Origin of the sequence: Bacillus cereus group sp. MYBKT111-2, from assembly GCF_051915205.1 — a bacterium.
GTDB lineage: Bacteria > Bacillota > Bacilli > Bacillales > Bacillaceae_G > Bacillus_A > Bacillus_A paranthracis.
On the sequence record NZ_JBQAEG010000002.1, the window covers coordinates 533971 to 547575 of the forward strand.

The following is a 13605-nucleotide window of genomic DNA, read 5'->3' on the forward strand; positions in this document are numbered from 1 at the left end:
TTCTTAGATTACAAATAACCAGATAAATTTTCTTATTTGTATATTTTCCCTTTTTATCCAAAACATAATGTTATCTACCTATTATAAGGAGGAACAATTATGTTTGGGAAAACAGCCGGTGAAGCATTAGTTGATTTATTAATTGACTGGGGAGTAGAACACATATACGGTATGCCTGGAGATTCCATCAATTCTATCATTGAAGCTTTAAGAAAAAAACAAGATAAAATTAAATTCATTCAAGTTCGCCACGAAGAAGCTGGTGCATTAGCAGCGGCTGCCTATGCGAAATTAACAGGAAAACTTGGCGTTTGTATGGCAATTGCAGGACCTGGTGCTATTCATTTATTAAATGGTTTATATGATGCGAAACTCGATAAAGCCCCTGTTCTAGCAATTTCAGGTCAAGTAGAAACCGATTTACTCGGAACGGATTTTTTTCAAGAAGTAAATTTAGAAAGAATGTTTGATGATGTCGCGGTTTATAACCAGCGTATTATGTCAGCAGAGCAACTACCTGCCGTAGTGAATCAAGCAATTCGAATGGCTTATACGAAAAAAGGTGTATCCGTTCTTACAATTCCAGATGATGTCCCGAAATTCGAAGTAAAAAATGGTGCTCGTATTACAAATACTTCTTTTACTTTGCCTGAGTTGTTTCCACAAAAAGAAGATTTAGATGCAGCAAAACTCGCAATTAATGAAGCGAAAAAGCCTGTTATTTTAGCTGGAAAAGGTACGAAACATGCGAGAGAATCTTTACTTGCATTGGCAGAACATATTGGTGCTCCAATCGTACTTACATTGCCAGCTAAAGGAATTATTCCTGATGAACACCCTCTTTGTATTGGTGGATTAGGATTAATTGGCACGAAACCTTCTTATGAAGCAATGAAGCATGCAGATACTTTAATTATGGTCGGTACTTCTTATCCGTTCACCGGCTTCTTACCTGAAAAAGCAAAAACAATTCATATCGATACAGATCCTGCCCAAATTGGAAAACGTTATGCGACAGATATTGGTTTAGCTGGTGATGCTGAAAAAACTTTACGATGGTTAATTGAAAATGTTGAAGAACACACAGACCATTCCTTCTTAGAACATTACCAAGACATGATGAAAAAGTGGGAAGAAAAATTACACGATCAAGAAGAAGACTCTTCCATTCCAATTAAACCACAACGCGTTATGCATGCTCTGCAGCAAGTAGCACATGATGACGCAATTCTATCAGTCGATGTCGGAAATGTAACAGTATGGACAGCAAGGCACTTCCGTATGACAAATCAACAATTTATCATTTCTAGCTGGCTCGCAACTCTTGGCTGCGGTTTACCTGGTGCTCTTGCTGGAAAAATTGCATTCCCGGATAAACAAGTATTTGCAGTTTGTGGTGACGGTGGTTTTGGAATGACAATGAACGACTTCGTAACAGCTGTTAAATATAAACTACCAATTGTTGTCGTCGTATTAAACAATAATAAAATTGCGATGATTAAATTTGAACAAGAAGTGATGGGTAATATCGAATTCGAAACAGACTTAACGAACCCTGATTTTGCAAAATATGCAGAGGCGTGTGGAGGTATTGGATACCGTGTTGAGAATTTAGATGAACTACTTCCCGCTTTCGAAAATGCAGTAAAACAAAATAAACCGTGTATTATTGATGTAGTTGTAGATGCTAACGAAGCACCAATGCCAGCAAAAATCACATTTGGTCAAGCTGCTGGTTATACGAAGCATATGATAAAAGAATTATTTGAAGAAGGTAAGATTGATTTACCACCACTATAAACAGAAAAAGATAGCTGAAAACAAGTTGCTTTCAGCTATCTTTTTATTTTTGTATCTCTCTATAAAAAGAAAAGTCATTCGTAGTTGGTTGTACTTGTTTCTCTGCTTGCACTTCTCTACCTTTCCGCTCTGGCCTTCTCGTATTTCCTAACTTAATCGCATCTTGCATACTATTACTAACTAGATTTCCTGCGAGAATTGTCATACTATAAAAAGCAATCGGTATAAGTACAATCCATGTATGTGTAGTTAAATGGCGGAAGTTTTGACCAATTAGGCCAGTCCATTCTTTTGTTACACTATCTGGATCCATTCCACTGAAGGTTATTGTTCCGCCAAAAAATAATTGTAACAAACCAAGATGTAAAAGAAGTAATAACGTACTTACAAATTGTTGTGCTACTAATAAAAGAAATGGTGGTAACATATGAGGCCATATATGGCGCTTCAACCTCTGCCACTTACTACCGCCGAGCACAGTGGCTGCCAACATAAATTCTTCTTTCTTAATACGTTTTACTTCTTGCGCTACATACAACATCACTGTTGGTACAGCGAGACATACAAGAACTATAATTTGAAATGCCACACGCAAATATAACGGCACAACTTCTGCTCCACTATCAAACGTTAATACTTCATTTAACATAAAATAAGAAATCATAACCATCGGTACAATACTAAAAGGATCAAAAAAGGATGAAATAACTGGAAAAGAACGTTTACCATACATACCAAGAAGTAAACCAATTCCCCCTCCAACTATAACTCGTAAAATCGCTATAATTATACTTGCACCAACTGTCCATTTTGCACCTTCTATTATTAATTGAACAAGGTCACGACCTTTCACATCACTTCCAAACCAAAATTTACTTGATGGTGCAAATGGAGCTGCCTCTAGTTCCCCTTTTTCGTTATACATCATCGTAAGTTCACGAATATTCCCATCAAAAAACAACGTATATCCAATACTAACAATCATTAGTACACTCAAAAAAGTAATACCTATCCAAAATCTCACATCTCTTTTTACAACTTGCCACATGTTACACACGCTCCTTTATAACATTTTGTAAAAGCGTATGTAATATACGAAATAGTATAAAAAGCGGTACGTATAATATTACTAGACTCACCGTAAATATTTCTAATTTTGAATTTTCTTTCACAAAAACAAACATACCATATGTATTAAATATCCATTCAATAATATATAAATTGGAAAGCATAAATAAAATATTTGTTTTCGCGTAATAAATTGTCGTTAATAAAACATTTCTTGAAATATGATGTGTCAAAATATACCGTAAGCTTAGCCCTTTACTCTTGGCAAACAAACTATAATCTTTCTCTAATTCTTCTTTAAACCGTAATAACAACAGTTTAATAAACAATAATGTTGTTGGTATTGTAAGACATATAATTGGTAACAAACGTATCCTTTCTTCCCCTAATCCAGCCAGTTTGATCGGCATAACTCCTGTTTTTTGAAACATAATTACGACAAGAAGTTGCGATAATAAAATAAGTAATATATCTGGTATACTCTCAAGCGTAAGAAAAATCCCGTTCCACATTTTCTGTTTCATATGAGAACGCTGTAATACCCAAATGACAAGTATATACGCTATAAGCAACGAGAATAAAAAAGCTGAAAGAAATACAATCATCGTTTCAATATAATGAATCCATATTTGCGGAAATAATTTTCTTGAGTCCCGAAATCCATATGTAATTTCACCCGGTTGAAGTAACTTTCCTCCAAGAAATACAATCGTATTCCAAAAACCGATTAAATCAATTTGTAATCCCTTAAATAAACGTGGTAGCGCTCCTAGGCAGATTATACATAAAATTGCAGCTACTAGTTGTAAACAAGTAATCCCACACCACTTAACCATTCTCATCAACATAACGATTTCCCCTTACCGTTCGATAGAATATTCAGAAACAAAAACTAAATATATCACATCTCTTTAGCTACAGCATGTACTTGCTTTTGCCCACTTGGTAAAATGGCTTGATATAAACATGTAACAAACAATAATAAACCAAATAAAATAATATACAATGTATCTGCACGAATCCATTTTGGGAATAACATTGCTATCGCACCGAGAGATAAAAGCTGGAATCCTGTCGTTAATGGACTAAGTAAGCTTTGTACACGCCCCATGAATGACTCTTCTACAATTTCATACATCCAGCCCGATATTGCAACATTAATAAACGGTAAAAAGAAAGTCGCAAAAGCGATACATACATAAAAAGACCATACGTGATTTACAAAGTAACACATACCGAAGAAGATCCCTGAACCTGCCATACCAAATACAATAATAGGTTTAGGAGCATATTTCTTACCTATACTTGTTGCTACTATGCTTCCAATTAATAATGAAATCCCTCCAACTACACCGCCCACCATTGCTAAACTTTCATACGTTGCTGGTGCCAATTTGTATTTTAATATGTAAGTAGTAGATACGCTTAAAATACCATTTAATAAACCAAACACGATAAATCCTAAAAGTAATTTTTTTAAAGTTTCATTTTGGTATATATACTTGATCCCTTCTTTAAACTCTGTTATTAACATCTTCAAATTAACTTCTTTCCATTTTGTTCTCCCATTTGGTAAACGAACTTTTTCTGGAATGGAGATCGTTTGAATCAAAATACCACTCATAATAAAAGTGAGCGTATTTACTAAAATGCTCCCGTAAATTCCAAAAGTCCAGTACACCATCGTTGCAATTCCTACACCAAACAAAGCATACAAACTATTTACCATTTGATTCATACCCGCTGCTGCACCGTATTGGTCTGATTCAACCACTCCCTGTATCATCGACTGTTCTGATGGAGAGAAAAATTGTATACATGCATTTTCCAAAAACAAAAATATAAAGACAAGTATAATCATCCCGTAATAAAGCGAAATTAGGATTCCAATATTACAGAGCGAACAACATATATTACTTATCGTACAAATACGTTGTCTATCAAAACGATCCACTACTGTCCCTACTAATAGAAAAAAGATTAATGCAGGTAACGCAATCATAATTTGCGTCATTGTTGCGTAAACTGGTTGTTTTCCGTATTGATCTAACAAGTAAAACATTAAAGAAATTCCAGCAATCATAGAACCGAGTCGTTCTAAAATATTCGCTAGAAAAAATCGTGCATACACTTTGTTGCGAAATAACTGTAGCATTTCTTTCATATTTCGTATCCTTTCTCTCGACAAAATAGTATTATTTTAGTCATTTCTCGGAAGTTATATTATATTTTTCGACCATTATCCAATCTTTTCCTTCTATATAAAGAACAATAAAAAAACTCTTGTTATCTATACAAGAGTCTTTTTTATTTAACTTCGCTTCATGTAATGATATATCTCGCTAACTTTTTAATTCTCTATAGTTTGGATACACTTTATTTATTTTACAAATGTATCGGACATCCACTCATAAAACTTTTCCTTCTCTTCAAATTGCGGATAATGCGCGGATTTTTCAAAAGTAATAAATTCTTTTTTCTCTGCTTCAATCGTATCAAAATATGTTTTTGCCGCATGAAATGAAGTATTATAGTCATATTTCCCCATAAGGAAATAAAACGGTAACTTCAGTTTCTTCACCTTAGTAGGTAATGGATTCTTTAAATCTTTTTCTAATAAGACAGTCTGAGAGTGTGATAATCCAACGTTATAACGAATTACGTCAAACAAGTTATATTCATTACTAAGTAACATCCCGATGTTATCACCATTTGGATTTTCAATGAGTCTTGATGTTCCACCATATTTCGCAACATAATTTCGCGGAGTGTATGTATCGCCATTTTTAATTTTTTCAGTCAATCCATTTAAATAGGAAACCTCATCTGTATTCCCAGCATTTTGTGCCTGTTCAATTACATAGTTTAAACTATCCATTTCACTTTCTACTGTATCACTCATCTGCCCTATCCCAACATACGCTTCGTATTTTTCAGGTGCTTTATTAGCAGCTTGCATTCCAATATATGTACCGTAAGAATGACCAATTAATATTACCTTTTCTTTTCCCATACGTTTTGAAATATACTCTGTCATAGCTAATACATCCTCTACAAGAAGATCTGATGTAAGATTTGAATAGTCCTCAAAGAAATGATACGATTTCCCACTTCCTCTTTGATCATAATTAACTACGGTGAATTTCTCTTCCAATAATTTTTGATACTTTTGAGCATATGGTATTTCTGAAGAACCAGGTCCACCATGTACAAAAATAATAACTGGATTGTTCTTATCTTTGCCGCGTATCATAATTTCATGACTACTTCCATTTATCTCTATTTGTTCTAATGTACTTATACTGTTTTTTCCTTTTATTTGCGAAGTCCATGTAGGAAATACTAGTGCTACGATTAATGTTAGTGTAGTTATGACTCCAATAAATGTTATTAATTTTTTTATCTTCTTCATAGGATATATCCTTTCTTATAAATTTGTAAAAATAACAATTTAATTCTATAAAACTACATTAATAATATCCCATACACTTCTTAACATTCCGCTATATAAACCCTTAATATTTTCTTAATTTTCAATACATTAATCATAGAAAAACTTAATCACAGGTATTACAAATATAGAAAAAAGCCCTTGTTTTCAAACAAGGACTCTTTTCATAAACTATTTAGCTACTTCTTCTTTCGGCATTACCATTCCTTTATACAATTGAACAGTTATCCAGTAATAGATGAAATAAATGACTAAGAAAATCCCAATTGGCACCCACACTTTTACAAACGGGTCAACTAATATAAAACTAAATAAGTTAAGCCCTACTAACACGTGAGAAATACCAATGATTGCTGGGAAGATAAATAAATATGAAATTTCTTTATATATACTTTTCGTTAACATACTACGTCTCACACCGATTTTTCGTAACATTTCATAACGGCGTACATCACGAGAAGCACCTGTTAATATTTTGAACATAAGGGAACTTGCCATCATTGCTAAAAAGGCAATTCCGAGGAAAAATCCCATAAACATTGTTCCGCTCATGAAACTGTTCATAAATTGATAAATTGTCATTTTCGTAAATAAGTCTACTTTTGCACCTGTTGTTTTTTCAATTTGTTCTTTTTGTCTCTTATCTATTTCGATCAACAACGGTTTATACTTTTTCATATCATCTACTTTTGCTAATGTTACAGTGTGTTCTGTTCCTTGAATTCCTTTATAATGTGCTTCATCTGCAATTCTTACAGGTTTTCCGTTAAATTGATTATGTGTAATTTGTATTTCTCTTACAATTGCATCTTCCCAATCTCTCGGCATACGAGGGAATTTTGCTAATTCAGGAGCCTCTAAAGCAGAATATACAGGTTCAGTTAAAGGTTCAGTCACACGTTTACGAACAGGCTCTTTTAAAGTTTTTGTATCAAAGTGGTCTGAAACAAGTGGCGGTTTCGCAGTTAAATCGTTACGTAAGTAATAAACCGCTTCTCCATCTACTTTATACTTATACTGGCTTTCTTCAACAATTTCCATTTCTTTTAATGCAGCTGTATCTTGTTCATTCGGATCATGAATTACGACATCATACACACGTGAGAAGTCTGTCATAATACCTACATTTTTTTGGAACGCCATACCTGCTGTCATCGCACCTGCTCCTAATGCAATTAACATTGCTACAGTACCTAATACTCTCGATAAACTATTTACTCGAAAGCGTAGCTGTGCATATGTAAAACTATTTAAGCCCGTTTCATTTCGCTTTTTATTCCCTTTAATTTTCATCACAAAAAATGGGAGCAATGAACTAAAGATAAAATATGTTCCAAGCGTTGTAACGATTGTCGCTATTATAAAACCAAATTCAGCATATATTTTTACGTTAATCATAAAATAGTACCCTGTACTTACTAGTAATACACCAAGTACAGTCATTATAATAATGCGAGTTTTACTTTTCTTCACTTCATCTAGTGTTTCATCTTCACGTATTAATTCTAATTCTGTTTTACGTAATAAACGGATGCTATTCATTAAACCAGTAATAAAAAATAATATTAAGAAGAATATAGCTGTAACTATGATTGCTGGTGTATATACAGATGAATAACTACCCTTTGCTGAAATTTCCATACCATTCATTAAAAAATTTCCTGCTACACTTGCAAGTAACATCCCTACTAAAATCCCGATAATAATACTAACAATACCCATACCGAATGTTTCAATAAATAATAATTGTGCTACTTTTTTCTTTTTCGCTCCGAGCATCATGTACATACCGAGTTCTTTTCTTCTTAATGTGAGTAAGAAAGAATTGGCATATATAATATAAAATACTGTAATGAAAGATAATAGTATTGCACCTACCCAGAATACGAGTCTTATACTACTAATAAGACTATTATCTTTCGTAAATTCACTATTCATCGCCATCGTTTGGAACATGTAAAAAATACTAATACTAATAACGAGACCGATAAGTAAAACCATATAATCTTTTAACATTTTTTTCATACTATGACGTGATAATTTGAATAACATAGTCTCTCCCCCCTACTTAGACTCAGCAGCTGAGCCCATATGAGCGAGCACACCTAAAATGTCTTGATAGAAACTTTCTCGCGTTCCTTGACGCTTTAATTCTTTATATAAAAGACCATCTTGAATAAATAAAATACGTTCACAATAACTGGCACTAAATGCATCGTGTGTCACCATCAAAATACTTACATTGTGATTTTCATGTAAATCTTGCATCGCTTCTAATAAGCTTTTTGCATTTTTACTATCAAGCGCTCCTGTCGGTTCATCTGCTAATACGATTGCTGGATTATGTACTAAAGCTCGTGCTGCCGCTGTTCTTTGCTTTTGTCCACCAGAAACAGCAGTTGGATATTTTGTTAAAATTTCAGTAATTCCTAATTTCTTCGCCACCTCATTTACCTTTCCAGTAATCTCACTTGAAGGTACACCTTGCAGAGAAAGTGGTAAAGCAATATTTTCATAAATTGATAAGTTTTCTAGTAAGTTAAAATCTTGAAAGATGAACCCTAATTTTTGAGATCGAAAATCTGATAATGCATTCCCCTTCATAGAAGTAATATTTGTACCAGCTATTGTCACACTGCCACCTGTCGCTTGATCCAATGTACTAATCACATTCAGTAAAGTCGTCTTTCCAGATCCAGAAGGACCCATAATCCCTACAAATTCCCCTTCTTTAATACTTAATGACACACCCCTTAATGCTTTTGACTGATTCTCATTTCTTTTCCCATACGTTTTTTCTACACTTTCTACAGTAACTACATTTGTTGACATCTCTTTCACTCCATCCCTTTTGTATAAATTTAATTTCTCACACATTTCTTATCTTTTTCTCATGTAAATTCTTAAGAATTTTTTAATTCTTCAAACTAAAAAGGTTATACAGATAACATGAACCTATTTCCTACTTCATATTCTCATCTTTCTACAACTCGTTCCTTCGATTTCGCTTACATTTACCTTACATTTTTGTAAGGTAAAAAAGAAAACACACCATTATGAATTGGTGTGTTTTCTCTTTAAACTCTATTTCCGATTATTTATTTCCTCTTTCATACTTTCCACAAATCCATTTAGTTCAACAACTTCTGATTTTTCTTCCCCATATTTACGTACATTTACAGCTCCGTTCTCCATTTCCTTATCCCCAATAACAAGTACATAAGGAATTTTTTGCATTTGTGCTTCTCTAATTTTATATCCTAATTTTTCATCTCGTACATCTTGTTCGACACGAACACCAGCTTGTGCTAATTTATCCGCAACCTCATCTGCGTATTGTACATGGACTGCATTCGAAACTGGAATGACCTTCACTTGAACTGGCGCTACCCATGCCGGGAATGCGCCTCCAAAGTGCTCAATTAATATCGCTAAGAAACGATCTAAAGATCCTAATACTGCCCTGTGAATGACAACTGGTCTTTTCTTTTCATTCTTCTCATCTATATAATTTAAGTCAAACTTTTCGGGCATTTGGAAATCTAGCTGGATTGTTCCGCACTGATGACTTCTATTTAAAGCATCTTTAATATGGAAGTCAATTTTCGGTCCGTAAAATGCACCGTCACCTTCATTTAGTCTATATTTACAATTCAATGAATGTAATACATTTGCTAACGCCGCTTCTGCTTGTTCCCACAACTTATCATCACCCATTGAATCTTCTGGACGAGTAGAAAGTTCTACTTCATATTCAAATCCAAAAGTTTTATATACATAATCGATTTGCGCCATTACAGATTTGATTTCATCTTCAATTTGTTCTGGAGTTACAAATAAATGTGCATCATCTTGGCAGAAAGTACGTACTCTTAATAATCCGTTTAACGCCCCACTAAATTCATGGCGATGTACTTGACCAAACTCACACATACGAATCGGTAATTCGCGATAAGAATGCAATTTATTTTTGAACATTAACATATGACCTGGGCAGTTCATTGGTTTTAATGCAAAACTTTTATTATCCACTTCTGAGAAATACATATTATCTTTATAATGTCCCCAGTGCCCTGATCTTTCCCATACTTCTTGGTTCATCATGAATGGAGTGCGTACTTCTTGATAATTATATTCTTTTTGAATTTCTCTTAAAAAAGCTTCTAATTCATTACGAATAATTTGACCTTTCGGTAAATAAAACGGCATTCCCGGAGCCTCTTCAGAAAACATAAATAACTCAAGCTCACTCCCTAATTTACGATGATTTCTTTTTGCTGCTTCTTCAACGAAATGTAAATACTCTTCTAATTCTTTCTGGGAAGAGAATGCAACACCATATATGCGCTGAAGCACTTGATTGTTACTATCTCCTCGCCAATATGCACCGGAAACGTGAGTTAATTGAAAGGCTTTCAAATAACCTGTAGATGGTAAATGTGGTCCTCTACATAAATCTACAAATTCACCTTGCTTATATAGTGTTACACTTTCCTCACTAGGAATTGCTTCTAAAAGTTCTAATTTCAAGCGATCGTTCATTTCTTGAAACAGTTTAGCTGCTTCTTCTCGAGAAACCTCAACTCGTTCTATCTTTATATTTTCATTTATGATCTTTTTCATTTCTTTTTCAATTTCCCGTAAATCTTCTACGTTTACACTACTTGGAAGGTCCATATCATAATAAAATCCATTTTCAATAACCGGTCCTACACCAAGGTTTACATTACCATAAATTCTTTTTATAGCTTGTGCTAAAATATGTGCCGCAGAGTGCCTTGCAATTTCTACACCTTCATTTGAATCTAAAGTAATGATTTCTACTTCCGCATTTCCCTCAATATTACGGCGCAAATCATATAACCCATCATTTACTTTCCCCGCGACTGCTTTCTTTTTTAAACTATTGCTAATGGATCCCGCAATTTCTTCTAAAGTAATTCCTTTTACAAATTCTTTCACACTACCATCTGGAAATTTAATTTCAATCATTTGTTCTTTCATTTTTCATCTCTCCATTTCATAATAAAAAGCACACTCATCCCTAAAATAGGGACGAGCGTGCTTATACCCGTGGTTCCACCCAGATTCCCATCATAAAAAACATAATGGCTTCATTTACGGTAACGTCGTTTACACGGCACTAGATACTTCATTTCCCCAGTGCAGCTCTAAGGTGGTAAGTTATTTTTCTGCGTTAGGAAGTTCTCAGCTTTCCTTCCTTCTCTGTATAACCGGGGAAAATAACTCGTGTCCTTTTCTTCGCTTATTATGAAATTGAATGCAAAAAAGCATATTCATCCCTAAAAATTAGGGACGAATATGCTTATATTCGTGGTTCCACCCAGATTCCCATTACAAAAAACATAATGGCTTCTTTTGCGATAACGTCGCTTACACGGCACTAGATACTTACTTTCCCCAGTGCAGCTCTAAGGTGGTAAGTTATTTTTCTGCGTTAGGAAGTTCTCAGCTTTCCTTCCTTCTCTGTATAACCGGGGAAAATAACTCGTGTCCTTTTCTTTGCTTTTATAATTACATCCATTAATTGTTATTTACTATATCTTATTCATTTTATTTTTGCAAGTGTTAAAAATAAATTTTTATTTAATAAAAAAAGAAACCAAAAATAAATTTTTGGTTTCCTCTTCTCAATTTTACCAATCTTGTGGTTCGTAATTTAAGTCTGCAAATAGACGGCGTTTCTCTTTTTTCGTTAAATCTCTCCACTGTCCAACAGGTAAATTATTCAATTCAATATTCATAATTCTCGTACGTTTTAACGTGTATACTTGATAACCTAAAGCTTCACACATACGACGAATTTGGCGATTTAGTCCTTGTGTTAAAATAATTTTGAACTCATATTTTGATAACTGTGTGATCTCACAAGGAAGCGTTTTCGTTCCTAAAATTTTCACACCAGCTGCCATTTTCTCTAGAAAATCAGGTGTAATTGGCTTATCTACTGAAACGATATATTCTTTTTCATGTTTATTTTCAGCACGTAAAATTTCATTAACGATATCGCCATCATTCGTTAACAAAATTAAACCGTCTGAGTCTTTATCAAGACGTCCAATGTGGCTAATTCGTAAAGGGTGATTCACTAAATCGATAATATTACCTTTTACAGATTTTTCACTCGTACATGTAATACCTACTGGTTTATTTAAAGCGATATATACATGATCTCGCGCGATACGAAGTTGCTCTCCATTTACGCGTACATCATCACCTGGATTCACTTGGTCACCAATTTTTGCAACTTTACCGTTAATAATTACTCTTCTCTCATTAATTAGTTTATCCGCTCCACGTCGAGACGCTTTTCCAGCTTCACTAATAAATTTATTGATACGCAAATTAGGCACATCCTTTTCTAAAAAAAATTTCAAGCTCACACTGCTTCTACCGTACAATACAAAAGGGTAAGCCTCCTATTATAACTTAAATATATTAACATGAAAGGGTATATAACGTCTTCTATTAATTACTTATTTATAAGAAAATATCTTTATTATACATTCATTTATGCACTTTTTCCGTGCTTAATATACAAACCATTCTTCCTTACATACAACTTGTTGACCTCTCATATCTTCTATATCTTCATGAATATTAGCTAGTTTATACAACTCAGGGAAAATCTCTTCTACATAATTTTGATGCGCCTTTCCATCTTTCCAATAAGTTAACACGATGTAACGATTTTCATTTTGTAAAGACTTCCCAACTACCCCACCTAGCATCCCTTTTATATTTTTCATTCCTTTATTCCAAATTGTTTCTTGTTTATGTAAAAATTGCTTTTCTTTTTCTTCCTTTACATCACATACAGCTGCCCTTACGAAGGATCCTTCTGTAACAACGTCTTTCAAAGGCACTTCTGCTATATCATACAACGTTTGAAATAGTTCAATTTCACATGAAAGAAACGTATCTTCTTGATTACTATTTATATAAATTGTATCGTGAGCACCATTCATAAATGTTTGATATGCACTTCTATCTTCCCATAAAGTAAATACGCATGCCTCATCTTCATGCCATCCACCAAATTGTCCATGAAAACCATCTAGATGCTGTATATCACGCCATTTTTCTTGTGCCATTGAAAATAACTCTTTTTTCTCTTCTTCTACTTTACAATAGATTGTTTTTAGTAGCATTTTTAATTTCCCCTTTAGCATATAATTGATCTTCTTCTCACAATAATTAGTTCACATAATATTTTTATAATCACCCTAATACTCTTTATAGATATATAGAACTAATCATATTTA

At 33.7% G+C, this 13605-nt stretch carries 10 protein-coding genes and 2 other annotated features; of the genes, 1 reads left to right on the top strand and 9 read right to left on the bottom strand.

Annotation, left to right across the window (positions count from 1 at the left end; genetic code table 11):
- Nucleotides 1-99: 99 nt before the first annotated feature.
- Entirely contained in the window at nt 100-1800 is a 1701-nt protein-coding gene (locus tag ACTFNE_RS08080; protein WP_046197446.1) for a pyruvate oxidase, read from the top strand.
- Nucleotides 1801-1843: 43 nt separating this feature from the next.
- On the opposite strand, the gene ACTFNE_RS08085 is transcribed toward ACTFNE_RS08080, so the two are convergent.
- The 9 genes from ACTFNE_RS08085 to ACTFNE_RS08125 form a co-directional block, all read right to left on the bottom strand.
- On the bottom strand, nt 1844-2848 hold the full coding sequence (locus ACTFNE_RS08085; RefSeq protein ID WP_000267884.1) for an ABC transporter permease subunit: 1005 nt from the start codon (nt 2846-2848) through the stop codon (nt 1844-1846).
- A gap of 1 nt (nt 2849) precedes the next feature.
- The gene (locus ACTFNE_RS08090; protein WP_046197448.1) at nt 2850-3716 is read right to left on the bottom strand and encodes an ABC transporter permease subunit; all 867 of its coding nucleotides are present in this window, start codon (nt 3714-3716) and stop codon (nt 2850-2852) included.
- Nucleotides 3717-3769: 53 nt separating this feature from the next.
- Nucleotides 3770-5041, bottom strand: coding sequence for an MFS transporter (locus tag ACTFNE_RS08095; RefSeq protein ID WP_269430686.1), 1272 nt, complete (start codon nt 5039-5041; stop codon nt 3770-3772).
- A 207-nt stretch (nt 5042-5248) separates the two neighbouring features.
- Entirely contained in the window at nt 5249-6280 is a 1032-nt protein-coding gene (locus tag ACTFNE_RS08100; RefSeq protein WP_000721363.1) for an alpha/beta hydrolase, read from the bottom strand.
- A gap of 210 nt (nt 6281-6490) precedes the next feature.
- Complete coding sequence (locus tag ACTFNE_RS08105) at nt 6491-8371, bottom strand: FtsX-like permease family protein (RefSeq protein WP_000897875.1); 1881 nt, start codon at nt 8369-8371, stop codon at nt 6491-6493.
- A gap of 12 nt (nt 8372-8383) precedes the next feature.
- Nucleotides 8384-9151 carry an ABC transporter ATP-binding protein gene (locus ACTFNE_RS08110; RefSeq protein WP_000106430.1) on the bottom strand — a complete coding sequence of 256 codons (768 nt, stop codon included), beginning with the start codon at nt 9149-9151 and terminating at the stop codon, nt 8384-8386.
- Nucleotides 9152-9403: 252 nt separating this feature from the next.
- Nucleotides 9404-11323 (bottom strand): threonine--tRNA ligase, encoded by a 1920-nt coding sequence (gene thrS, locus ACTFNE_RS08115; protein ID WP_000663051.1) that lies wholly within the window; start codon nt 11321-11323, stop codon nt 9404-9406.
- 44 nt (nt 11324-11367) lie between these two features.
- Nucleotides 11368-11591 (bottom strand) — a binding site (T-box leader).
- 37 nt (nt 11592-11628) lie between these two features.
- Nucleotides 11629-11852 (bottom strand) — a binding site (T-box leader).
- A 124-nt stretch (nt 11853-11976) separates the two neighbouring features.
- On the bottom strand, nt 11977-12684 hold the full coding sequence (rluF, locus tag ACTFNE_RS08120; protein ID WP_001222167.1) for a 23S rRNA pseudouridine(2604) synthase RluF: 708 nt from the start codon (nt 12682-12684) through the stop codon (nt 11977-11979).
- A gap of 186 nt (nt 12685-12870) precedes the next feature.
- Nucleotides 12871-13491, bottom strand: coding sequence for a YdbC family protein (locus ACTFNE_RS08125; RefSeq protein WP_046197451.1), 621 nt, complete (start codon nt 13489-13491; stop codon nt 12871-12873).
- Nucleotides 13492-13605 lie beyond the last annotated feature (114 nt).

Coding starts and splice junctions, on each gene's coding strand:
- ACTFNE_RS08125 (WP_046197451.1), bottom strand. CDS start 13,491: ATGCTACTAAAAACAATCTATTGTAAAGTAGAAGAAGAGAAAAAAGAG.
- thrS (WP_000663051.1), bottom strand. CDS start 11,323: ATGAAAGAACAAATGATTGAAATTAAATTTCCAGATGGTAGTGTGAAA.
- ACTFNE_RS08090 (WP_046197448.1), bottom strand. CDS start 3,716: ATGTTGATGAGAATGGTTAAGTGGTGTGGGATTACTTGTTTACAACTA.
- ACTFNE_RS08085 (WP_000267884.1), bottom strand. CDS start 2,848: ATGTGGCAAGTTGTAAAAAGAGATGTGAGATTTTGGATAGGTATTACT.
- ACTFNE_RS08110 (WP_000106430.1), bottom strand. CDS start 9,151: ATGTCAACAAATGTAGTTACTGTAGAAAGTGTAGAAAAAACGTATGGG.
- ACTFNE_RS08100 (WP_000721363.1), bottom strand. CDS start 6,280: ATGAAGAAGATAAAAAAATTAATAACATTTATTGGAGTCATAACTACA.
- ACTFNE_RS08080 (WP_046197446.1), top strand. CDS start 100: ATGTTTGGGAAAACAGCCGGTGAAGCATTAGTTGATTTATTAATTGAC.
- ACTFNE_RS08105 (WP_000897875.1), bottom strand. CDS start 8,371: ATGTTATTCAAATTATCACGTCATAGTATGAAAAAAATGTTAAAAGAT.